This window comes from Paenibacillus jepli, assembly GCF_047238105.1.
Lineage (GTDB): Bacteria > Bacillota > Bacilli > Paenibacillales > Paenibacillaceae > Paenibacillus_D.
This window is the reverse complement of sequence record NZ_JBDFMD010000001.1, coordinates 6,212,385-6,236,228: the sequence shown is the minus strand read 5'-3', so window position 1 is coordinate 6,236,228 and position 23,844 is coordinate 6,212,385. Positions and strand designations below refer to the sequence as shown.

Genomic DNA, 23,844 nt, shown 5'->3' with positions numbered 1-23,844 from the left:
ACTATCTATCTATATGGGATTGAAAGGACGCGCATGCCTATGATTTTCGGCCTCCGACGAGCGCGGACCATAAGTCAAGCAGCCACTCTGGACGATCAGAGACCACTGTCACGGCTTCCATCGTCAACGGATGATCAAAGCAGAGCCGCTCGCCGTGAAGCGCCTGATGGGAGAGCAGCGCTCCTGAGCCGCCATAGAGACGGTCGCCGAGGAGCGGATGACCGAGATGGCTCATATGTACACGAATCTGATGGGTGCGCCCCGTCTCCAGCCGCAGCTTGACGAGTGTCGCCGAGCGTGTGCGCCCGATTACTTCGTAGTGCGTCACCGCCGGCTCGCCTCCGGCCGTCACCCTGCGCCGGGAAGCATGATGACGATCCCGTCCGATCGGCCAGTCGATGGTACCGCGCTCCTGTCTGAGCCGGCCGCTGGCAACGGCCAGATACTCTCTTCCCATCGACTTGCGCCTGAGCGCCTCATCAAGCTGCCATTGGGCCAGATCGTTCTTGGCATACAGCACCGGTCCGGACGTGTCCTGATCCAGCCTGTGCACATGGCGAGCGGAGGCCCGCTGGCCGCTCTCCAGCAAATGGCGAAGCGCAGCTTCGTCGAGCGTTCCCGACTCGCCGGGCACCGCAGGATGAACCGCCATGCCGACAGGCTTGTTCAGGACGAGACAATAGTCGTCTTCGTACAGCACTTGGGGTGTCTCGGCTGCAGCGGGACGGCTGGCCAGCCGGTACAGCGGATGGGTCTTCAGATCGACATCAGGGAAAGCATGCAGCCGGATCACGCCCTCGGCAGTCATAATGCCGCCAATCGAGAACAGCCGATTGATCCATTTGGCAGGCAGCCCGCTTGCATCGAGCAACAGCCGCCTCGCATCATGTGCATGACGGGGCGGCTCCCTCCTCAGCGCAAAAGGGAGCGGCATCTCCAGCCACTCCCCCTTGCGCTTGGCATCTCGTCTGGCGATAAGCCAATCCTCCATCATCATCGACTACAACCTGGCCAGCACACGATCGTGCGCCTCGATCGTCTGCTCGACATCAGCATCTGTATGCACGCCTGAGAGGAACATCCCTTCAAATTGCGAAGGGGCAATACTGATCCCCTCTTGCAGCATACCCGCAAAATACGCTTTGAACCGTTCCAGATCCGATGTTTTGGCCGTTTCATAATTGATAACATGGGTATCGGTAAAAAACGGACAGATCATCGAACCGACCCGGTTAATCGTGGCCGCAATGCCATGCTTCTGCGCATTGCGCTCCAGTCCGAGCTGCAGCTTGACCGCCAGCCGTTCAACGGCTTCGTACCGCTCCTTGGTCATCAGCTGGAGCGTCGTGTACCCAGCGGCCATCGCCAGCGGATTGCCCGAGAGCGTCCCCGCTTGGTAGATCGGCCCGACCGGCGCCATCTGCTCCATGATCTCCCGCTTGCCGCCGTAAGCCCCGACCGGCAAGCCGCCGCCGATGACTTTGCCCATGCATGTCAGATCCGGTGTGATCCCGTATAGTCCCTGGGCACTATGGTAGTGGACCCGAAAACCGGTCATCACCTCATCAAAGATCAGCAGGCTGCCATATTGCTCTGTCATCTCGCGCAGACCTTGCAGGAAGCCGGGGAGCGGCGGCACGACGCCCATATTGCCGGCGACCGGCTCGACAATGACACAGGCAATCTCTTCCCCGAACCGCTCGAAAGCCAGTCTGACCGAATCCAGGTCGTTATAAGGCACAGTCAAGGTATGGCTGGCTACACTCTCCGGGACGCCCGGACTGTCGGGAAGGCCCAGGGTGGCGACTCCAGATCCGGCTTTGATCAGCAGGCTGTCGGCATGTCCGTGATACGAGCCTTCAAACTTAATGATTTTGGTTCGTTTCGTATATCCCCGGGCCAGTCTGAGGGCACTCATGGTAGCCTCTGTGCCGGAATTGACCATACGTACGATATCGACGGACGGCATGCGTTCCGTGACGAGCTCAGCCATCGCCGTCTCCAGCTCTGTAGGAGCCCCGAAGCTTGTCCCCTTCTCGGCGGTCCGCTTGATCGCTTCCACGACTTCGGGATGGGCATGCCCCATGATCAGGGGGCCCCAGGACAATACATAGTCAATATAGCTGTTGCCGTCGATATCCGTCACCCGGCTGCCTGCGCCGCGCTCGATGAATCGGGGGGTCAGTCCGACCGATTTGAATGCCCGGACCGGACTGTTGACCCCGCCGGGAATCGATTGTTTGGCCCTGGCGAATGCTTCACGTGAGCGGGCGTCCGAAAGCCCGCCTTGAATGTTGCTCATCGCTATCCCACCTGTCTGTAGATATAGTTAAATGATCGGATTCCTTAAGCTTGCCCGGGCGTGCCGCCGCGCTGCCGGAGCGCTACGTCCTTGGCAAAGTATGTGATGATCAGATCTGCTCCAGCCCGTTTCATGCCGAGCAGCGTCTCGTGGACGACCGCCGCTTCGTCGAGCCAGCCATTGGCCGCCGCTGCCTTGATCATGCTGTATTCGGCACTGACGTTGTAGGCAACTACCGGCAGATCAAAATTCACCTTTAGCTCCCTGATGATATCGAGATAAGCCAGCGCCGGCTTGACCATGAGCATATCCGCGCCCTCGAGCACATCTGATTCAGCTTCGCGGAGCGCTTCGCGGCTGTTGGCCGGGTCCATCTGATACGTCTTGCGGTCTCCGAATTGCGGGGTGGAGTGCGCCGCGTCTCGGAACGGACCGTAAAATGCCGAAGCATACTTGACCGAATAGGAGAGGATAGGCAATGCTTCAAAGCCCGCCTCGTCGAGACCGGCGCGGATCGCCTGTACAAAGCCATCCATCATGTTGGAGGGGGCGATCACATCTGCACCCGCTTCGGCCTGCGATACGGCGGTACGCACGAGCAGTTCCAGAGAGGCGTCATTGTCCACGGACGCCTCGCCGCCTTCCATTTGCCGCACTACTCCGCAATGACCGTGATCGGTAAACTGGCACAAGCAAGTGTCGGCGATGACGATCAACCCCGGGACGAGCGCTTTTACCTGACGAATCGCCTGCTGGACGATGCCGCCGGCATCATAAGCCGACGTGCCTTCGGCGTCTTTGTGGTCAGGCACGCCAAACAGCAGGATGGCTTTGATGCCCAGCTCTTCCACTTCACGGATCTCCTCAGCCAGCATGTCCAGCGAATAATGATATACGCCAGGCATCGAGGGAATCTCTTCTTTCACTCCTGCTCCGGTAGTGACGAAGATCGGGTAGATCAGATCGTCCACGGTGAGGGCCGTTTCTCTTACCAAGGCGCGCAAGGCGCCGCTGCCGCGCAGGCGGCGATGTCTGACGGTTGGAAAACTCATGGGTGCAACTCCTTTCGTTGGGGGAGGCGGGTGATGAAATAGGGCCCTTTTGGACCGGATTGTGCTTCCGATCGCTGTTGTCCCCGGATTTCTTGGATTATTTTCCCTATTGGGATGAATTCCGGTGACAAAGGCGAGCGCTACCGCTTCTCCAGCACAATACCGTCCTTTAGGCACTTTTCATACCCTTATAAGTAATAATAAAACCTAATATTCACACTTTATAACTCGGCGAGCCAAACTTATATCCCAATTAAAGCTCCTTACTACGCTGACGATAGGCTGCGATGGCGGAGAGCAGCGCTTCAACCGTCGCCTCCTCCGGCTCGATCCTAACCTCCAGCCCGGCTTCGCGGGCCGTGGCCGCAGTCAACGGGCCGATACATGCGGCGGCAATTCCCTGTAGCAGCGCAGCTGGCGAAGATACGCCCTGCTGCCGCAGCCGCTGCATCAGGTTGGTGACCGTGGAAGAGCTGGTGAAGGTGACGATATCGATCTCCTTCTCCCGAAGCTGCCTCAGTACCTCTTCGTCATCACTGCTCTGTGCCAGCACCGTCTCGTAGACCGGGATGTCGACAGCTTCCACGCCAGCCTGCCGCAGCTCTTGCGGCAGCACCCCGCGGGCCAGATTGCCCCGGGGCAGCAATGCGCGTTGTCCGGGCTGCAGCAGCCCCTGCAGAGCGGCTAATAGGCCTTCCGCCTGATACGTCTGGGGCAGTTCGTCCGCGATCAAGCCATACGCTTCAATCGCACGTGCTGTCCCCGGGCCCACGGCCGCCAGCCGTGCCCGGTGGAACCGCCGGATATCCACTCGCATCTCCCGCAGCCAGCGGAAGAAATAATCGACGCCGTTGCTGCTGGTGAAGATCAGCCAGTCAAAGGATTCTGCGGTCCGGACCGCTTCATGGATGGCGGCCGCCGTATCCGGATCGGCACTCTGGCGAATCTCAATGACCGGGTACTCGACCGGTTCGCCGCCGAGCTCTTCGATCCGATCCGCCAGTCCGCTTGCCTGCGCTCTTGCCCGAGTCACCAGCACACGGGTGCCAAACAACGGCTTGAGCTCGTACCACATCAGCTGCTCCCGCTGCTTGACTACCTCACCGACTACGATGACGGCCGGCGGCTGGAAATCCGCAGCCCGCACCTGTTCTTCGATCGTCTCCAGCGTGCCTACCAATGTCTGCTGCTCGACGCGGGTGCCCCAGCGGATCAACGCCACGGGAGTGGAAGGCGGCTTGCCGTGGCGGATCAACTGCTCGCTGATATAGCCGATCTTCGACACTCCCATCAGGAATACAAGCGTGCCGGTGGCCAGGGTAACTTTGTCCCAATGGATGGACCGGTCCAGCTTGTCCGGGCTCTCATGTCCGGTAATAACCGACATCGAGGAGGCCAGGTCGCGGTGCGTAACCGGGATGCCCGCATAGGCCGGCACCGCGATCGCCGAAGTAATGCCCGGCACGATCTCGAAAGGGATGTCGTGCGCTCTGAGCAATCCCGCTTCTTCGCCGACACGTCCAAAGATCGTCGGATCGCCGCCCTTTAAACGGGTGACTACCTTGCCCTGCAAAGCCAGGTCGACAAGCAGTTGATTGATCTCCTCCTGCTTCATCGTATGACGATCAGGAAGTTTGCCCACGTATACCTTCTCCGCCCCCGGCTTGAGATGCTTGAGCAGACGGGGGCTGGCCAAGCGGTCATAGACCACCACGTCGCAAGCCTTGATGCACTCCAGTCCGCGGACGGTAATCAATTTCGGATCGCCGGGTCCGGCGCCGACAAGATAGACGATTCCACTCCCCACTGGTTCAGCTCCTCACTTCGGCCAGGATACGATCCGCGCCCTTGCTCTGCAGCACTCTGGCCACATCGAGACCCAACTGCAGCGGCTCCTGACCAGATAGCGAATGCCGCAGCATCTGCCCGCCGTCGGGGGAGCCGACCATCCCTGTCAGCTCGATCCCGCCGGACGACGTCACGGTCGCATAAGCGCCGATCGGCACCTGACAGCCCCCGTTCAGCGCCCCAAGGAAGCTGCGCTCGGCCTGGACTGCTCTGTCCGTTTCCAGGTCGTTGTACAGCTTAAGCAGCTCACGCACCTCGGTATCGGCCTCTCGGCACTCGATGCCGAGCGCGCCCTGACCGACTGCCGGGATACACACCTCGGCGGGCAGGATCTCCGTGATCCGGTCGGTCCAGCCCATCCGCGCAAGACCGGCTGTCGCCAGTACGATCGCATCGAAACCATCGGTGTGGAGTTTGCGGATGCGCGAATCGATATTGCCGCGGATCCACTTGACCTCCAGATCGGGCCGGGCATGCAGGAGCTGACACGAGCGGCGCAGACTGCTGGTGCCTACGACGGCACCTGCCGGGAGCTCTCTTAGCGACACGCCTTCCCTGGTGATCAGACAGTCTCTAGGGTCGATGCGCTTCGGCGTGGCCCCATTGAGCAGGCCGGCCGGCAATTCATAAGGCATATCTTTCATGCTGTGCACGGCCATATCGATGATGCCGTCCAGCAGCGCCTGTTCGATTTCCTTGACGAACAAACCTTTGCCCCCCACCTTGGACAAGGTGACGTCGACGATCTGATCGCCTTTGGTCACAATCTTGCGCAGCTCAAACGTCAGTCCCAATCCGTGATCGTCACTCAACTGCTGCAACGCCTCGATAACATGACCGGTCTGGGTAAGCGCCAGAGAGCTTTGTCTCGTGCCGACGATAATCTTCCTCTTCTGGTCCTTCACGTATATGTACCTTCCTTTCTGAATAAGAGGCAATGCCCACTCTCGTACTATAATGGACGGAGCCGATCCAACAGCTGCTGCCACTTGTCCTCACTCTGTACGGGCTGCCACCATGATGGATCCATGTCTAGTGCCCGCTGCAGCATCGCACGTCGGATGGAGGCCGGCTCGTCCAACTGGTGAACGCGGCGGCGAAGCTCGCCCAGCCAGGCTGTAAGATGTTCATATTCCGGGCCGTACCGCTGCGCCAGTTCCTCGCGGATACGGGAAGCCAGCAGCGGGCTGGCACCGGAGGCCGTTACGCTCAGCAGCAGATCTCCCCGCCGCACGCTCGCGGGTGTGACGAACGAACCGGCTTCCGGAGCATCGGCAGCGTTGACCCATATCCCCAGCTGCTCGGCATCACCGAGGACAAGCCGGTTGACGGAGGGATTATCAGTAGCGGCATAGACGAGACAGGCGCCCCTTAGATCACCGGTGCAGTACAGTCTCTTCCTCACGATTATCTCTCCACCTTCAGCCAACCGGGTCAGACCATCTGTGAAGGCGGGACTGATAACCGTTACCGAAGCTCCGGCCGCCAGCAGCCCTTCCACTTTACGTTCAGCCACCGTGCCGCCGCCCACGACGACGCATAGCCGTCCCTCCAGCTGTACCATCAAGGGATAATATCGGCTCATTCGGACTAGCTCCTCGCTCTGCCTCATGTCCAATTATGAAACTGAGAGGCCGAATTCAAAAACAGATTGATCAACAGCAGCCCAAAGGAGATCAGATTCCAGCGGGCTGTACTTACTCCTGAATGCTTCAGCATATTGCGGCGAATAAGATAATACAGATAAAACCCAAGCCCGAGCACCGACGAAAATACCTTCCAGTCGAGCAAAAGCGCTGACTGCCCTTCGACAATGATCGAGGCGATAGCAACTGCCAGCGAGAGGATCAACAGCGGCGTACCGATCAGCGCGGTCCGGTAAACATATCGCTCGATGGTCGCAAGCGACGGCAGACGTCGCATTGCAGGCGACCACTTGCGCCCCTTGAGCTTGCCGTGCAAAAACAGATACATGCCGGCAAAAATCGCACCGATCGTCAGAACCACGTAGGCACAGGTGATGAGCGTGATATGGATGTACAGCAATTCAATCGCCCGCTCCCATGCTTGCAGTCCGATTACAGCGGCTGGCCGACTGAAGAGATTGATCGCCAGTATGACAAACCCGATGACATTTACAAAAAAAACGAGATATTCGACCCGGAAGAACCGGCTCATCATGAGTGAAATTGTAATCAAGAGCCAAGAAAATAAAAATAAGTATTCAAACATGGAGACTGTAGACATGTCCCTGTGCGTGGTTAACTGATAGACTAGGATCGCCGTCTGAATCACCCAGACGAAAATAAGCAGCCCTGTTCCCATCCGCTTAGCTCTCTGACTCGCATCGGCAAGGTCAGAGAAGTAAAACAGTAGGCTCAGGGCATACACATAAATCATCATATCATATAAATAGTTGTTAAACACCATCCATGCGCCTCCCGACGACTGCGACCCTAAGGCGTGATGGCAGCCATTCCGGCTGTTTGGACATTGCCCTGCGCCTTGGCTTTGAGCAGCTTCAGCTCGGCCTCGGCTTCCAGCTCCGCCTGGCGCTCCGCCGCGGCAGCCAGTGCCAGCGGCTCCTCCAGAGCAAATAGCTTGACGAACATATCCATCGACTGGGCGGCTTGTTTCTCACCCGCCATCTCCTTGACCCGGAGAATCGGATCCTGAAGCAGTTGATTGACGATGCTCTTGGTCAGCTTGCGGATGACCTTCATTTCTCGCTCGTCGAGATCGGGCAGTTTGTTGGCGAGGCTGTCCATCGTCTCTTCGTGGATGGCGGCAGCTTTCGTCTGCAGGGAACGGATCAGCGGGATGACACCAAGCGTCTTGTACCATTGCCGGAACGCATCCATCTCGACCAGGATCATCGTCTCGATCTTGGCCGCTTCGCTGCGACGCTGCTCCAGGTTGCTCTCTACTATCCCTTCAAGATCATCGATATCATACAGGAACACGCCGGAGACGTCCGCAATCCGGGGATCCAGATCACGCGGGACAGCAATATCGATCATGAATAAGGGACGGGAGGTCCGACGCTGCATCGCGGTCTCCACCTGGGCGCGAGACAGCACATGACCGCCAGCACCTGTGGAGCTGATCACGATATCGGCTTCATGCAGCCGGCGCACGGCGTCCTCCATCGACAGCGGCACGCCATTGAACTTGTCCGCGAGCTGCACGGCGCGGTCATACGTCCGGTTGACGACCAGCACTTGGTCGGCGCCATTGGCATACAGATGCTTGGCGGTCAGCTCGCTCATCTTGCCTGCGCCCATGATCATGACCGTCTTGTTCTCAAACTGGCCGAAGATGCGCTTCCCGAGCTCCACCGCTGCATAGCTCACAGATACCGCAGCTTCCCCGATGGAAGTCTCGGAGTGGGCACGCTTCGCCAGTGTAATCGTCTGCTTGAACAGCATGTTGAACAATGTGCCTGTAGCCTTCTGCTCCTGCGCCAGCAGAAATGCGTCGCGGACCTGACCAAGGATCTGCGTCTCGCCGATCACCATCGAATCCAGCCCGCACGTCACGCGCATCAGGTGCTCGATGGCCCGATCATCTTCGTACATGTAGAGGTGATTGGTGAATTGCTCTCGCGGAAGCCCAAACCACTGCTCCATGAACGTGCGGATGTGGTGACCGCATAATTGATGACGGTCGACGACCGCATACAACTCCGTCCGATTGCAAGTCGCCACAATAACACATTCCATAATACTGTTCGTCTGCTTAAGCCCACGCAGCGCTTCTGGCAAATCGCGCTCAGCGAACGTAAACTTCTCCCTGACTTCCACTGGAGAAGTCTTATAATTCAGACCAACCACTACAATGTGCACTGCGCAATCACCTGCCTTGTCTCGTTTCTATTGATCAGTATAACATAGTTCGACATCTCATTCTTCCGCATTTATGAAGAAAGTATGAATACTCTATCTCCTATTGTAAACGAACGCTAAGAAGTTATACCCTGTCCGATCACCTTGCAATAAAATAGCCATGGAGCGAGCTCCATGGCTTTGGGACTAGAGCAGGTCCTAGACCAGCTCAGTTTGCTTCATTTGCGGTTCTTCCACCTGCAGCTCGCCAAGGCCGCGAATCAGCTTCTTGGCATGAGTCGATGTAGGTTTCAGTACAGCCAGCATGTAATCAATCGCCAGCTGAGGATCAACCGTTTCGCCACAGGTATAGCAGTCGAGTGCAGCGAATCCTCTTTCGGGATACGTATGGATGGACAGATGGCTTTCCGACAGCATGACCAATACCGTTGCCCCTTGGGGCTCAAATTGCTGGGCTTGCACAGAGAGTACGGTAGCGCCGCATGCTTCAGCAGCCTCCACCATGTGGGCTTCTAACAGTTCCGAGCTGTTCAGGAGATCAAAATCAACACCCCAAGTATCAACAGCTACGTGTCTTCCGAAAGTTGAGTATTCCATCTTTCGGTTCCCCCTTCCTAGGAATAAAATGTTTGAAAAAATTTCATCCGCTAGGACCTACGTCATTCACTACCCGAGGGAGTTATCTCTCGCAACATACCATGTCCTGAGTGAATCCTGGTTCCTAATATTCATTTCAACGAGAATAAAAATAACATCTATCACGAAGAATTGCAACACCTTTTTAAAAATTTAACAAAAAAAGAATGATGGGCCTTCACACGGTCCTGGAGTCCCGTATCCAATCTATGATACAGAAGGGCATCGTGTGCCTTCCTTCTTCTATAACAAAAAACCGCCCGGTCAGCAATAACTGCTGTCTCCTGGGCGGTTCACATCCTTAAGCTTCCAGCACGAACAACTTGCGGGTAAGCTCAGCCAATCTGCTATCAATCGAAGTAATCTCCGCCGTCGACAAGCTCTGATTACGCAGATCAAGAAGTTCATTGATAGCATTCTGGGCCATTGCGATCTCCTGCTCTACCAATCGACTGTTGAACTGTCGCTCAAGCTGCCCCAACGTATCTTTCCATTCAAAAATAAGACGGGATTGGCCTGCCGACTGTTCGATGATCTTCCCTACCTTGCCCTGCGCATAGTGGTAGATCATTGTATAGGTCGGATAAATCCGGTGTACGACCGCATCGCCCTTGAACATGGAAACGGCTTTGCGCATCGCGTTGGTCAATTTGGGTTTGAGTAAGCGGCAAGTAAGCACACCAACGTAAAGATCCTTCTGGCGTTCAAAGGTCAGATGCACTTCTTCTCCTCCGGCAACATCCTCCAGCACCAGCTCCTGGTTGCCACCTTCGAGAACTCGCACACCCAATCTAACATGCTGATCGCCAAAAAAGCGAATGAACCGATTCATCTCATCACTTGTCAATTGCAGACGGCCTTTAACATATTCTGTGGCTAACCGCTGAGCCATAAAAATCTCCTCAATTCTTTAAACTTGCACAGTTTATTACAATCTGCCTAACTATATTATACGTGATCCCGCAGCATTATGCCTGCCCGGCAGATGCTGTATTTCCGCATATTTCAGAATAATCGGGAGTAATCCACGATAAGTCCGGCGTTTTGGGGTGATTCCTCGGTTTTCGGCCAAAGATCGGCTGGCTTACGAACCTATCCTTCGATTGCCCCCAGGATGACTTCCCACAGTTCTTCTCTTCCTTTACCCGTTTCCGACGAAAATAAAACGACCGGCTCAGAAGCATTCATCCCCAGTGTTTCCCGAACGACCTTGAGATGCTTATCCCAACGGCTGCGCGGAATTTTATCCGCTTTGGTGGTGACGATGCAGAGCGGGATGCCGAAGTGCTTCAGCCAAGCATACATCTGCTGGTCGTCTTTGGATGGCGGATGACGCAGATCGATCATTTGCAGTACCAGCTTAAGGGGTTCCCGCTGTTGGAGATAATTTTCGATCATGACGCCCCATGCTGCTCGCTCCGTTTTGGAGACCTTCGCATAACCGTAGCCCGGGAAGTCGACAAAGTAGAGTTGATCGTTTACCCGGTAATAATTCAATTGCTGCGTCTTGCCTGGCTGCGAGCTGGTGCGGGCCAGGTTTTTGCGAAGAATGAGCTTGTTGATGAGGGATGACTTACCCACGTTGGAACGCCCTGCCAGAGCAATCTCCGGCAAGGCGTCCTCAGGATACTGGTGCGGCTTGACCGCACTGATGATGAATTCGGCTTGTGTAATCTTCATATAACTTCCCCTGCTTTCCTAATGCACATCCACTGTTGCTTCTGCGAGCGCATGCCGCAGCACTTCATCCATATGGGCAACCGGTACAAAATCGAGATCCGCACGGATACTGTCCGGGATATCGCGGAGATCCCGTTCATTGTCCTTAGGCATCAGCACCTTGCGGATGCCCGCACGATGCGCGGCTAGCGATTTCTCTTTGAGGCCGCCGATCGGCAGCACTCGCCCCCGCAGCGTAATCTCACCCGTCATCGCCACTTCCCGGTTAACGAGCCGGCCTGTGAGCGCCGAGATCAGAGCTGTCGCAATCGTGATGCCTGCCGATGGTCCGTCTTTGGGTATCGCCCCTTCGGGGATATGGATATGAATGTCGTTTTTCTCATGAAAATCATGTTCAATCTGAAGCTCACCGGCCTTGGACCGGGTATAGCTGAACGCCGCCTGCGCCGACTCCTTCATGACATCGCCGAGCTGGCCTGTAAGCGTCAGCTTGCCGCTGCCCGGCATCACCGTTACTTCGATGACCAGCGTGTCGCCGCCCACCTCGGTCCATGCGAGTCCGGTAACCGCCCCGATCTGATCCTCCGCTTCAGCCATACCGTAGCGGAACTTGGGCGGACCGAGCCAATCCTTGAGCCTGGGCTCGTCGACGACAATAGGTGCCGAGCCGGGATCGGTGACCAGTTCCTTGGCAGCCTTGCGGCAAAGCGCCGCCGCCTGCTGCTCCAGGTTGCGGACCCCCGCTTCCCGGGTATACTCCCGGATCAGCCTTAGTGTCGTGCTCTCGTCCACCTCGAGTTGCGACTCCTCCAGCCCATGCTCGCGTTTCTGCTTGGGCAGCAGATAACGCTGCGCAATCTGCTGCTTCTCCAGTTCGGTATAACCCGGGATATAGAGCACTTCCATGCGGTCCAGCAGCGGCCGCGGAATATTATGCATCGCATTGGCGGTCGTCACGAACATCACGTTGGAGAGATCGAAAGGCACTTCCACGAAATGGTCGCTAAACGTATTGTTCTGTTCGGGGTCCAGCACTTCCAGAAGTGCTGAGGCCGGATCTCCGCGGAAATCCATGGCCATCTTGTCGATCTCATCAAGCAGGAAGACGGGATTCGTCGTTCCCGCGGTCTTCATGCCCTGGATGATCCGGCCCGGCATCGCGCCTACATACGTGCGACGATGTCCGCGGATCTCGGCTTCGTCGCGCACGCCGCCAAGCGATATCCGCACGAATTTGCGGCCAAGGGACTTGGCGATCGAACGGGCCATCGAAGTTTTGCCCACACCGGGCGGACCTACCAGACACAGAATCGGGCCTTTCAGCTTCTGGACAAGCTTTTGCACCGCCAGGTACTCAAGCACCCGCTCCTTTGGTTTGTCCAGGCCGTAGTGGTCTTCATTCAGGATGGCCTCTGCGCTCTTGATATCTAGATGATCTTCGGTTTGATTATTCCAGGGCAGGGCAAGCAGCCAATCGATATAATTGCGGATGACGCCCCCTTCAGCAGATGTCGAAGGCATTTTTTCCAGCCGGTCAATTTCCTTCTCGACTTTTTCCTGGACCTTCTCGGGCACGCCTGCTGCCTGCAGCTGATTGCGCAGCTCCTCGACCTCGCCGGCCCTTCCTTCTTTATCCCCGAGCTCCTTTTGGATCGCTTTCATCTGCTCACGGAGATAGTACTCTTTTTGAGTTTTCTCCATCTGCTTTTTGACACGCTGACTGATCTTGCGCTCGAGCTCCAGCACTTCACGTTCATTGTTCAGGATATCCAGCAGCCGCTCCAGACGCGCGTTCACATCGATCGTCTCCAATATATCCTGTTTGTCCTTGATCTTGAGCGACAGATGACTTGTGATCACATCGGCAAGCCTTCCCGGCTCTTCGATATCCGACACAGCCGCCAGCGTCTCCGGAGTGACTTTCTTGGAGAGATTGATATAATGCTCGAATTGCGTCAGCACCGAGCGCATCAGCGCATCGATCTCGGGATCTGTCGGCTCTTCCTCCGGCAGCTCCTTGACATTGACTTCATAGAACTCGTCATTATCGGCATATTCGATAATTTCTGCCCGCACGACGCCTTCGACCAGGACACGGATTGTCCCGTTGGGAAGCTTCAGCATCTGTCGAACACGGGCAATCGTCCCTACACGATAAATGTCATCTGTCGTAGGTTCCTCTATGTTCACTTCCGATTGCGAGCACAGAAGAATCATATGATCGTCGATCATGGCACGCTCGAGCGCACGCACCGATTTCTCCCGGCCAACATCGAGATGGAGCACCATGCTGGGATAAACAAGCAGCCCTCTGAGCGGCAGCAGGGGCAGCTTCCGACCCTTCCATTTGCCAGGTCCCATACCAGCACCTCCCTTGAGTTTGAGTCTTCCGTTATTTTATCACTCCGAGGATTCAGCCTGCAAATACGAAACACCCGTTCCGATGAAACCTTCGTGAACAACAGCGGCCGGATCTGCCTCCACAACCCCGGATTGCGCCTGCGGCAGGGCATGGCTCAGCACTTCCTCCAACGTCTCCACTGCGATCACCTGCAAGCCTTTTAGATCACTGAAGATCGCCTGCCAATTGTCTCTTGGTATAATAACCGTTTCCGCTCCGGCTTGAAACGCGGCCTCGACCTTGGCGAGCACGCCTCCTACCGGCTTGACATTGCCGTGGATGCCGATCTCCCCTGTCATCGCCAGCTTGTTGTCCACCGCCTCCCCGGCAATCGCGGAAGCGATTGCTACAGCCATGGCAATGCCGGCCGACGGGCCATCGATCGGTGTGCCCCCGGGAAAGTTGATGTGCAGATCGAAGTTGTGGGGCTGCCAGCCCAGCCGCCTCAAGACCGTGAGCACATTTTCAACAGAGCCCTTGGCCATGCTTTTGCGGCGCAGTGTACGAGAAGTGCCGCCGCCGATCTCCTCCTCGTCGACAACGCCCGTAATCGTATAATTCCCCTCTCCTTCGCGCACCTGAATCGCGCTGACCTCGATCTCCAAGAGCGTACCCATATTGGGTCCATACACCGCCAGACCGTTGACAAAGCCGACCTGCGGCGACGCCGGCACCTTGCGGTCGGGACGAGGCGGGATCTGGCTGCTGTTCACCACCCACTCCATATCCGCTACTTCGATATCATCCCGTTTTTCTGAGAGCGCGAGTCCTGCGGCAAGCTGGACAACATTAACTGCCTCACGTCCGTTGGTCGCATACTTCTTGACCACTTCGATGGTTTCCGGGCAAGGGCGGAATCCGATCTTGCGCACAGCATTCGTGGCGATCAGACCGATCTCCTCGGCCAGCAGCGGGCGAAAATAGATCTCCATGCAGCGGGAACGGATGGCCGGCGGGATCTCCTGAGGCGATCGGGTAGTCGCACCCACCAGCCGAAAGTCGGCTGGCAGCCCATTTTGAAAGATATCGTGAATATAATTCGGAATGTTGGCATCTTCCGAGTTGTAATAGGCACTCTCTAAAAAAACCTTGCGGTCTTCCAGCACCTTGAGCAGTTTGTTCATCTGGACAGGGTGCAGCTCACCGATCTCATCGATAAACAGGATGCCGCCATGGGCTTTGGTGACCGCTCCCGGTTTGGGCTGAGGAATGCCGGCCACTCCCATCGCGCCTGCCCCCTGATAGATCGGATCGTGGACAGAGCCGATCAGCGGGTCGGCGATGCCGCGCTCATCGAAGCGGGCTGTTGTCGCATCGATTTCGGTGAATTTGGCCTCGCTAAGAAATGGCGAGGCTTGATTTTTTTTCGCCTCTTCCAGTACGACACGGGCAGCAGCCGTCTTCCCTACGCCCGGAGGACCATAGATGATCACATGCTGCGGGTTGGCGCTGCATAGCGCCGCCTTGAGCGCCCGCAAGCCATCTGCCTGGCCGACGATATCCTGCATCGCTTGCGGGCGCGTCTTCTCTGCCAGGGGCTTGGTCAGCGAGATCGAGCGCAGCTTGCGCAGCTTGTCCATCTCCTTGCGAGACTCGCGATCGACCGCGCTGCGGTTGGTCTTCTGATTGCGCAGCAGGTTCCAAAAGTACAGGCCGATCACAATAGCAAAAAACACTTGTATTAGCATCAACATCATATTAAAGCTCATCGTTTCTCCGCACCTCCGGTAGTCAGCGATTTTCCGCAACACGCAAAAAATCGGCAGAAAGGACTAATACTTGGTAGTATTGCCTCCTGCCGATCGGAATAATCGCTAACGCTCGAAAAACCGATGCCTTATTGAAGTTGTGCGTGTTTGCGGCCGGGAATCTCGCCGGTCGCTTCGAACACACGGACGATTTCGTCGATTTCTTTTTTGAGCTCGTTCAGCAGATCCGCTTCCGGCACTTTCCGGATCATCTCACCGTAGCGGAACAACATGCCTTCACCTCTTGCCCCGGCGATGCCGATGTCGGCCTCGCGCGCCTCGCCCGGACCATTGACCGCACACCCCAGCACAGATACTTTGATCGGTACTCGGATATTCGCGATATAGTCTTCCACTTCATTGGCGATGGCAAACAGATCGATATCAAGCCGGCCGCAAGTCGGACAGGAGACGAGCGTAGCCGCGTTGGATATCAAGCCGTAGATTTTGAGAAGCTCGCGAGCGACTTTGACCTCTTCCACCGGATCTGCGCTAAGACTGATGCGCACCGTATTGCCGATCCCCATCGCGAGCAGCGCGCCGATGCCTGCGGAACTCTTGATCGTACCGGAATATAGCGTACCAGCCTCCGTGATGCCAAGATGCAGCGGGTAGCGGATCTGCTCCGCGGCCAGCCGGTAGGCCTCGATAGCCATCGGCACATCGGACGCTTTGAGGGAGACGATGATGTCGTGGAAATCCAGCTCTTCTAGAATGCCGATGTGGAACAAAGCGCTCTCCACCATCGCTTCGGCCGTTGGATAACCATACTTCTCCAGCAGATGATTCTCCAGCGAACCGGCATTGACACCGATTCGGATCGGGATTCCTTTGGCCTTGCAAGCCTGGACGACCGCCTCGACCTTCTCCCGGCGTCCGATATTGCCCGGATTGATCCGGACCTTGTCGATGCCGTTATCGATCGCTTCGAGCGCCAGGCGATAATCAAAATGAATATCGGCAACAAGCGGGATATGGATGCGCTTCTTAATCTCTTTGATCGCCGCTGCAGCCTCCTTGTTGTTGACCGTGACGCGTACGATCTGACAGCCCGCTTCCTCCAGTCTCAGAATCTCCGCTACCGTGGCCTCTACATCCGCCGTCTTGGTCGTACACATACTTTGAATGAGGACCTCGTTGTTGCCTCCGATCGTCAGATCGCCGACCCGAACCGGTACTGTATCCGTACGCATGAACATCCCCTAATCTCTCCCATCAGGCAGCAGCATGTTCCAAAGACCAGTAGGCCCCGTCATTCACTGCTGACGTAAATTCTGGACAAGCAAGGTGAAACGGCTGTCGCCGTCCTTGGCGGCGCAGCGCGTTTCATTCCGGAGGAATATAAGCCAAGTAGATGTGTGAAAACATATACTTTCTAATATTTCAAGGTGAAACGGCTACGCCTAAAAGTTTTGCGAAGCAAAACTAGCTTCGTAAGCATGGGCGTCGCAAGTTTCATTCCTGAGATTGGTTCGACGCTGCAAGCAAGTATAACGCTTGCAGCGTCGAACCTTTATAAGCTGATATATGTGTGAAACATATAAACTCTTATAAATCAAGTCCACCCATGCCTTGCGCTCCGTTCAAAGGGGCCCGACACGGGTGGATACGAGTGCCGGTCCGCTTGGACCACAGAGGGACCCGGAAAAGGCGTCTCTACTGCTCTAGGAGGACCTTTTCCGTATGGGCAACCGGCTAATATTTATGGTCAGGCGCTTTCTTCTTTTTTCTTCGGCTTCTTGGTCGCCGTCAGCTCGGGCATGATCCGGTCCTGTACGACTTTCTCCGTAATCAGGCAAGTATTCACATCTTCGCGGGACGGTACCTCATACATCACGTCCAACATAATCCCTTCGATGATGGCTCGCAGTCCCCGTGCGCCGGTATTGCGCTTGATCGCTTCCTTGGCGATCGCTTCCAGTGCCGGCTGTTCGAAGTCGAGATTGACATTGTCCATCTCGAGCAGCTTCTGATACTGCTTGACAAGGGCATTCTTCGGCTCGGACAGAATCCGTACCAGCGCTTGCTCATCCAGCGGCTCCAATGTCGAGATTACAGGGAGGCGGCCGACAAACTCTGGGATCAGGCCGAACTTCAACAGATCTTCAGGCAGCACCATCGACAGGTATTCGCCCGGCTTGAGATCCTTCTGTCCTTCGCCGCTCGTGCTGAAGCCGATCACTTTCTTGCCGATTCTGCGCTTGATCATCTGCTCCAGGCCGTCGAAGGCCCCACCGCAAATGAACAGGATGTTCGTCGTGTCGATCTGGATAAACTCCTGGTGCGGATGCTTGCGCCCGCCCTGCGGCGGAACGGAAGCGACCGTGCCCTCCAGAATCTTGAGCAGTGCCTGCTGCACACCCTCGCCGGACACGTCCCGCGTGATGGATGGATTTTCGGATTTGCGAGCTACTTTGTCAATCTCGTCAATATAGATAATCCCGCGCTCAGCTTTTTCTACGTCGTAATCGGCTGCTTGGATCAGTTTCAGGAGGATATTCTCGACATCCTCACCAACGTAGCCCGCTTCGGTAAGGGAGGTTGCGTCGGCTATGGCAAACGGCACATTAAGGATCTTGGCCATGGTCTGCGCCAGCAGCGTCTTGCCCGAGCCGGTCGGTCCCAAGAGCAAAATATTACTCTTCTGGAGCTCGACATCCTCAATCTTGCTTTGGGAATTGACGCGCTTATAATGATTGTATACGGCAACGGACAGGGATTTCTTGGCTTGCTCTTGTCCGATGACGTACTGGTCCAGGATGCCCCGGATTTCTTGCGGCTTTGGAATGTCCTTCAGATCGAGCTCTTCCTCATGTCCGAGCTCCTCCTCGACAATCTCCGTGCACAGCTCGATGCATTCATCACATATATATACACCAGGACCGGCGACGAGCTTGCGCACCTGATCCTGCGATTTGCCGCAGAAAGAGCATTTGAGCTGGCCCTTTTCGTCGTTGAATTTAAACATCGGTTCACCCCTCAGAGTTAAATAATCAAAGCTCAGGCGATGCAACAACCTTATCGATCAGACCATACGCGAGCGCTTCGTCTGCGCTCATGAAATAATCGCGGTCCGTATCGCGGTCGATTTTGTCATAAGGCTGGCCAGTCCGCTCCACAAGAATCTGGTTCAGCTTCTGCTTGGTCTTGAGGATCCAGTCCGCATGGATCTTGATGTCTGTTGCCTGACCACGGACACCGCCGAGCGGCTGATGAATCATAACTTCACTGTTCGGCAAAGCCAGCCTCTTGCCCTTGGCTCCCGCCGTGAGCAAGAGCGAGCCCATACTGGCGGCCATGCCGACACAGATCGTAGAAACGTCTGGCTTAATGTATTGCATTGTATCAAATATACCCATTCCCGCCGTCACCGAACCGCCGGGTGAATTGATATAGAGGTGGATGTCCTTCTCCGGATCATCCGCAGCCAAAAACAATAATTGGGCAATGATGAGATTGGCGACGTCATCATCGATGGCACTCCCCAGAAATATAATCCTGTCTTTCAGGAGACGCGAGTAGATATCATACGACCGCTCTCCCCGATTGCTCTGTTCGACCACGATAGGCACAAGATTCATACGACCAACCTCTTTTCTCTTTTGGCATAATTCCATTTTACCATGTTCGCTCGTCCGGTTCCAACCCCTCTCTGCACGAGGGTTGTAAGGCCCGCCGAGCAGCACTGCCTTGCGATTATGTAGCGGGCGGCGTTGACGCTCGCCCGAATTTTAAAATAAGGCACGCGCTCGAACACGTGCCTTATCTTCTATGTCCTAATTATGTTATGCAACGCCAGTGGCAGACTTGCTGTTCTCGACCAAAAATTGAATCGTCTTGCGGAGTGCAAGGTCGTCTTTCATATTCTCAAGATTGCCGTTGGTTGTGAAGATCTCGCGGATCTCTTCAGCCGAACGGTTATAGGCCTGGGCAAGCTTCTCAAGTTCCTCTGTCAGCTCATCTTCAGTGACTTCGATATTCTCGGCTTTGGCGATCGCTTCAAGCACGAGGTTATTGCGGACACGCTTCTCTGCGTCGCCCTTCATCTGGCCGCGCAATGCATCCTCGTCCTGGCCGGAGAATTGGTAGTAAAGATCCAGATTCATCCCTTGGCCCCGGAGACGGTTCTCGAAATCGCGCAGCAACTGGTTCGTCTCATTCTCGATCATCACTTCCGGGATCTCGACCTCGGACAGTTCAGTAGCCTTTTCCACTACCGCTACTTCACGAGCTTGCTCCGCTTCCTTCTGCTTGTTCTCGAGAAGATTCTTTTTCAGATCTTCTTTGTATTCCTCAAGCGTGTCGAACTCGCTGACATCCTTGGCGAACTCATCATCGAGCGCAGGCAGGTTCTTGCGCTTGATTTCATGCAGCTTGACCTTGAACACGGCAGCCTTGCCGGCAAGGTTCTCCGCATGATAGGTTTCCGGGAATGTCACTTCGACATCCTTGAAATCGCCGATGTTCATGCCGATGATCTGATCTTCGAAGCCCGGGATAAACGATCCGGAGCCGATCTCCAGGGTGTAGCGCTCACTCTTGCCGCCCTCAAACGCCTCGCCGTCGACGTAACCGTCGAAGTCAATAACGGTCGTGTCGCCTTCCTGCACTTGTCCATCGTCGATGACGACCAGTTCGGCATGGCGCTGCTGAAGACGCTCCAGCTCGGCAGCGACATCCTCGTCTGCAACTGCAGCTTCGGCTGCAGGGACTTCCAGCCCTTTGTAATCGCCCAGCACGACTTCAGGCTTGACGATAACTTTGGCTTTGAACTTGAATGATTCTCCCTTGGCGAATTGCTCTACCTCGATCTCCGGACGATCAACTGGCGTAATCCCTGTCTCGTCCAGCGCACCGGCATAAGCCTCAGGCAGCAGGATATCGACTGCATCCTGGTACAGGCTTTCGACGCCAAATCGTTTCTCGAACATTCCCCGCGGCACTTTGCCCTTGCGGAATCCCGGCACGTTGACTTTGTTCACGACTTTCTTAAACGCCTTGTCCAAAGCTGCGGCGACCTGATCCGCCTCGACTTCCACATCAAGAACCACTAGGTTCTTCTCTATCTTTTCCCAAGTTGCTTTCATTTTATGCTTTCCCCTCCAAAAATGCGCAATGCATCAATTGTTCCGTTTTATAAACCACTCTATTATAAACAACATCAGCCCGAATATCAAGACTCAGAATCGTTGCCCGGTCCTTGACTTCCATCAGCGACCAGCCGCATCATCCGGCAAGCCTGTTCATATCTGAAGCGCAGCGATTCTGTTATCCCGTACAGCTCCCGGATTTCTTCCTCTTCGGCCTTGCCGTAGGCCGCCATGGCAAGCGCCAAGTGCAGCGCTGCCGCAAAGCAGTCGACCATCTCGTCCCGATCATCCAGCATCCAGTTATAGGTAGATGTTCCGTACAAGAATTGCAGGCATTCCCGCCAAAGCTCTCGTGCAAAATGAGGCAGGCTGGCATCGATGACCTCGGTTACCCGCTCGACCCGCTCCAGCACAGCCAGCACCGGCTGGGGAAAATCCTCCAGCGCCAGCGGCGTCGCCTCGATCTCCAACTGCACCTGCTCCCCCAGCCTCTCCAGCGCCATCATCCCAGCCTCGCCGCGTCTGCGCAAGCATTGCAGCGCTTTGAATTGGACTACCGGATGCAGAGTTGATGAGGCCAGCCACGCTCTGATCTCGGGACTGACGATGTCCGAATCCAGCAGCGCGGCTCGCTCGAGCGCCAGCATCTGCTGATCGATCATCGGGTGGTTCTTCATAATATACAGCACTTGATTTATGTATTCTTCGTCCTGTTCGGCTGTACTCAGGACTTGCTTCCGCAGCTCATCTTCACTCTCGGAGGGCTGATTCCGGGATTGTTCTGACAAGCTCTCGGGAAAGGCCATTTCGACCCATTTCAATAGATTGCTCCATTCCTCGTAATGACGCTGGTCTTCGCCTTTGCAATGCAGCAGGAACTGCAGCAGCTCGCGCGCTTCTTCGTACTGCTCCGCCTCCAGCATACGAGTAAGCTGAAACTGATAATGATCCAGCATGTTAGGGAACAAATACACATTGTCTTGGGTTTTGTCACCCTCTGGCGTATTAGACATAGTAATGGTATCACCGCCTTATCTCTGACGACAATCTTACGAAGTTATTAACACAAATCGAGTTGATTATACCATGCGCGCTGCAAAAATACGAAGACTCTGCACAGGTTGCGTTAAAACGACCCGTATGCTATTATAATCTGGCTGTTCATTTATACAGATTGATTGGCAAAATTTCATTGCATTTTAGTCATACCCGTGGTAAGATAATTCAGGTCCGAGTTGACCAGTACATGTCTCAGTAGCTCAGCTGGATAGAGCAACGCCCTTCTAAGGCGTGGGTCGGGGGTTCGAATCCCTCCTGGGACGCCATTTGGTTTACATAATGACCACACTTACAGACCGCTGCTCCTTTATAAAGGAATGGCGGTTTTTTCATGCCTGCTGCCTCGTTTCATCAATGGCGGCAGGGGTAATTATCTGCATAGCCTGCTATCGGGAATTATTCAAAGCTGTAAGGGGGGGGAACGCGATGACGTTCAAAGAAAAAACCGTCGATTTTGTCAAACGAATGATCGTTCGTTTTCAAGCTGACGAAGTGCCAGCGCTAGGGGCACAGCTCAGTTATTATCTCGTGCTTTCTTTTTTTCCGTTCCTGATCTTTACTGTGACATTGCTAGGCTTTGCTCAGGTATCGGGAGAGCAATTCATCCAGGAGATGGTCATGATGCTGCCTACTGAAACAGCCAACACGGTAAGCTCCATCCTCGACGAGGTCGCTCTCAGTTCCAGCGGAGCCGTCCTCTCCTTCGGCATACTAGGTACGATCTGGGCGGCATCCAACGGCGTGAATGCGATGATGAAAGGTCTCAACAAGGCCTATGACGAGGAAGAAACAAGACCGTTCTGGAAAGTACGCGGCATCTCCATCATCCTGACCCTCGTACTGTCCATCGTGATCATCCTGGCCATGGTAATGCTCGTCTTCGGCAGGGGGATCGGCACGTATTTATTTGAACTGTTCGACTTTCCTGCCGGTTTCGAGACAGCCTGGAGCGTGTTCAAACTGGTCGTGCCCCTGCTCGGCATGATCGCCGTATTCACGCTGCTGTTCTGGATTGCTCCCAATCGGAAGATACGGATCAAGGATGTCATTCCGGGCGCTGTCTTTACAACACTGGGGTGGATCGCGACGTCGCTGGGATTCTCCTTTTACGTCAACAATTTCGGCAACTACACCAATACGTACGGCAGTATCGGCGGCGTCATCGTCCTGCTCATCTGGCTGTATATCAGCTCAATTATTATCATGACAGGGGGCGAGATCAACGCCGCGCTGGCCTTCAAGCGAGAAGGCAGAGAGAAAATCGGCACGAAGGTCTACAGCATGGATCTGCCATGGGCCGGCAAAAAATCGGGCGACGCCAAAGCTTGAGTCGCGCAAACCACACCGCAGTCCATCCGGCGGCCATCTTCATCTGCACTGTGCTGCAGATGCGGGTGGCCGCCGTTATGATCTTGACAGCTCCCGCGCCAGATCTTCCCTCACCACGCCGCTGGCCAGGATCTGTTCCTTCAGCGTCGCCAAGTTTTCCTGTCCCTCTGCGCTTTGCGCGAATTGATCCATCTCATTCGTAAATGCCTCATGCATATTGTTGTCATACCAGTCAATTGCCGTATTGGCGTCATTTCCCAGCATGGCGACCAGTTCATACTCATCGCCATAAGCCGGCGCCATATAGGCCAGCAGTACTGGACATTCCGGATCATCGGTTTTGACCTCGACTTCCCCGCACAACACACCGCCGCGATTGACGATCCTCCTGACGCTTGCCCGCTGAACGTTCATTCAAGTATCATCTCCCATCCCGTCCGTTTCCACAAAGTTCATCGATTGGATATGCGCTCTTGTCTCTTCTGTCCCCAGCTCATACAGCAGACCATACACCCGTTTCAACAGCAGCTCGTAGCCCAAATTGATGCGTTCCGTGGAAAGTTTGCCATAAGGCGTGTAGGCAAAATGAAAGGTTTGCGCCTCATCCCAGCTTGACAGCTCTTCAAAAAGCTCTTGCAGCCGATTCAGCTCTTCTTCATTGGCCCGAATCACCAGCTCGTAAGCTGCCGCTTGCTGATCCTCAAGGATCTGGCCCGCCCCTACCGAGACATAGAACGTTTTGCGCGTGTAAAAAGCGGCGTCTCCGCTGGCTTGCGTCTGTTCATCAGGCTGCTCCTGTACCTCGTGCTCTGACATCTTTCGCTAGCGCCTCCTTTCGACTAACCGGATGTGTG

21 protein-coding genes and 1 tRNA gene are annotated in these 23,844 nt (G+C 55.4%); 2 read left to right on the top strand and 20 right to left on the bottom strand.

The genetic code is table 11. From position 1 onward, the window contains the following. Positions 1-37: 37 nt before the first annotated feature. From ABC336_RS26400 to ABC336_RS26315, 18 genes are all read right to left on the bottom strand, one after another. Positions 38-997, bottom strand: a complete 960-nt coding sequence (locus tag ABC336_RS26400) for an RluA family pseudouridine synthase (protein WP_413241499.1) — start codon at positions 995-997, stop codon at positions 38-40. Positions 998-1,000: 3 nt separating this feature from the next. Further along, positions 1,001-2,302, bottom strand: coding sequence for a glutamate-1-semialdehyde 2,1-aminomutase (gene hemL, locus ABC336_RS26395; RefSeq protein WP_413241498.1), 1,302 nt, complete (start codon positions 2,300-2,302; stop codon positions 1,001-1,003). Between the two features lie 44 nt (positions 2,303-2,346). Continuing rightward, a complete protein-coding gene (gene hemB, locus ABC336_RS26390) occupies positions 2,347-3,354 on the bottom strand; it encodes a porphobilinogen synthase (protein ID WP_413241497.1) in 1,008 nt (335 codons plus the stop codon). 253 nt (positions 3,355-3,607) lie between these two features. Then, positions 3,608-5,161, bottom strand: a complete 1,554-nt coding sequence (gene cobA, locus ABC336_RS26385) for a uroporphyrinogen-III C-methyltransferase (RefSeq protein ID WP_413241496.1) — start codon at positions 5,159-5,161, stop codon at positions 3,608-3,610. 4 nt (positions 5,162-5,165) lie between these two features. Continuing rightward, on the bottom strand, positions 5,166-6,107 hold the full coding sequence (gene hemC / locus ABC336_RS26380) for a hydroxymethylbilane synthase (RefSeq protein ID WP_413241495.1): 942 nt from the start codon (positions 6,105-6,107) through the stop codon (positions 5,166-5,168). 47 nt (positions 6,108-6,154) lie between these two features. Continuing rightward, positions 6,155-6,787 carry a precorrin-2 dehydrogenase/sirohydrochlorin ferrochelatase family protein gene (locus ABC336_RS26375; RefSeq protein WP_413241494.1) on the bottom strand — a complete coding sequence of 211 codons (633 nt, stop codon included), beginning with the start codon at positions 6,785-6,787 and terminating at the stop codon, positions 6,155-6,157. Positions 6,788-6,810: 23 nt separating this feature from the next. Then, the gene (ccsA, locus tag ABC336_RS26370) at positions 6,811-7,632 is read right to left on the bottom strand and encodes a cytochrome c biogenesis protein CcsA (protein WP_413241493.1); all 822 of its coding nucleotides are present in this window, start codon (positions 7,630-7,632) and stop codon (positions 6,811-6,813) included. A gap of 26 nt (positions 7,633-7,658) precedes the next feature. Beyond that, a complete protein-coding gene (gene hemA / locus ABC336_RS26365; RefSeq protein ID WP_413241492.1) occupies positions 7,659-9,047 on the bottom strand; it encodes a glutamyl-tRNA reductase in 1,389 nt (462 codons plus the stop codon). 198 nt (positions 9,048-9,245) lie between these two features. After that, positions 9,246-9,644: an adenosylmethionine decarboxylase gene (gene speD / locus ABC336_RS26360; protein WP_413241491.1), complete on the bottom strand. Its 399-nt coding sequence runs from the start codon at positions 9,642-9,644 to the stop codon at positions 9,246-9,248. Positions 9,645-9,984: 340 nt separating this feature from the next. Further along, on the bottom strand, positions 9,985-10,575 hold the full coding sequence (locus tag ABC336_RS26355; protein WP_413241490.1) for a non-ribosomal peptide synthetase module: 591 nt from the start codon (positions 10,573-10,575) through the stop codon (positions 9,985-9,987). Positions 10,576-10,775: 200 nt separating this feature from the next. Beyond that, complete coding sequence (gene yihA, locus ABC336_RS26350; RefSeq protein WP_413241489.1) at positions 10,776-11,363, bottom strand: ribosome biogenesis GTP-binding protein YihA/YsxC; 588 nt, start codon at positions 11,361-11,363, stop codon at positions 10,776-10,778. A gap of 18 nt (positions 11,364-11,381) precedes the next feature. Next, complete coding sequence (lon, locus tag ABC336_RS26345) at positions 11,382-13,724, bottom strand: endopeptidase La (protein WP_413241488.1); 2,343 nt, start codon at positions 13,722-13,724, stop codon at positions 11,382-11,384. Between the two features lie 39 nt (positions 13,725-13,763). Then, positions 13,764-15,473 carry an ATP-dependent protease LonB gene (gene lonB, locus ABC336_RS26340; RefSeq protein ID WP_413241487.1) on the bottom strand — a complete coding sequence of 570 codons (1,710 nt, stop codon included), beginning with the start codon at positions 15,471-15,473 and terminating at the stop codon, positions 13,764-13,766. A gap of 128 nt (positions 15,474-15,601) precedes the next feature. After that, the gene (gene ispG, locus ABC336_RS26335; protein WP_413241486.1) at positions 15,602-16,711 is read right to left on the bottom strand and encodes a flavodoxin-dependent (E)-4-hydroxy-3-methylbut-2-enyl-diphosphate synthase; all 1,110 of its coding nucleotides are present in this window, start codon (positions 16,709-16,711) and stop codon (positions 15,602-15,604) included. 509 nt (positions 16,712-17,220) lie between these two features. Beyond that, on the bottom strand, positions 17,221-18,480 hold the full coding sequence (gene clpX, locus ABC336_RS26330; protein WP_413241485.1) for an ATP-dependent protease ATP-binding subunit ClpX: 1,260 nt from the start codon (positions 18,478-18,480) through the stop codon (positions 17,221-17,223). A gap of 25 nt (positions 18,481-18,505) precedes the next feature. Continuing rightward, positions 18,506-19,093, bottom strand: coding sequence for an ATP-dependent Clp endopeptidase proteolytic subunit ClpP (gene clpP / locus ABC336_RS26325; RefSeq protein WP_413241484.1), 588 nt, complete (start codon positions 19,091-19,093; stop codon positions 18,506-18,508). Between the two features lie 204 nt (positions 19,094-19,297). Then, positions 19,298-20,599, bottom strand: a complete 1,302-nt coding sequence (tig, locus tag ABC336_RS26320) for a trigger factor (RefSeq protein WP_413241483.1) — start codon at positions 20,597-20,599, stop codon at positions 19,298-19,300. 86 nt (positions 20,600-20,685) lie between these two features. Further along, positions 20,686-21,615: a hypothetical protein gene (locus tag ABC336_RS26315; protein WP_413241482.1), complete on the bottom strand. Its 930-nt coding sequence runs from the start codon at positions 21,613-21,615 to the stop codon at positions 20,686-20,688. 235 nt (positions 21,616-21,850) lie between these two features. Here ABC336_RS26315 and ABC336_RS26310 point away from each other — a divergent pair. Both ABC336_RS26310 and ABC336_RS26305 read left to right on the top strand, forming a co-directional pair. Continuing rightward, positions 21,851-21,927: transfer RNA gene (locus tag ABC336_RS26310), tRNA-Arg, on the top strand. A gap of 160 nt (positions 21,928-22,087) precedes the next feature. Beyond that, positions 22,088-22,990, top strand: coding sequence for a YihY/virulence factor BrkB family protein (locus ABC336_RS26305; RefSeq protein WP_413241481.1), 903 nt, complete (start codon positions 22,088-22,090; stop codon positions 22,988-22,990). A 75-nt stretch (positions 22,991-23,065) separates the two neighbouring features. Here the strand turns inward: ABC336_RS26305 and ABC336_RS26300 are convergent, their stop codons facing one another. Continuing rightward, positions 23,066-23,404: a hypothetical protein gene (locus ABC336_RS26300; RefSeq protein ID WP_413241480.1), complete on the bottom strand. Its 339-nt coding sequence runs from the start codon at positions 23,402-23,404 to the stop codon at positions 23,066-23,068. Beyond that, positions 23,405-23,806, bottom strand: coding sequence for a hypothetical protein (locus ABC336_RS26295; RefSeq protein WP_413241479.1), 402 nt, complete (start codon positions 23,804-23,806; stop codon positions 23,405-23,407). It abuts the gene before it with no gap. Positions 23,807-23,844: the final 38 nt, after the last annotated feature.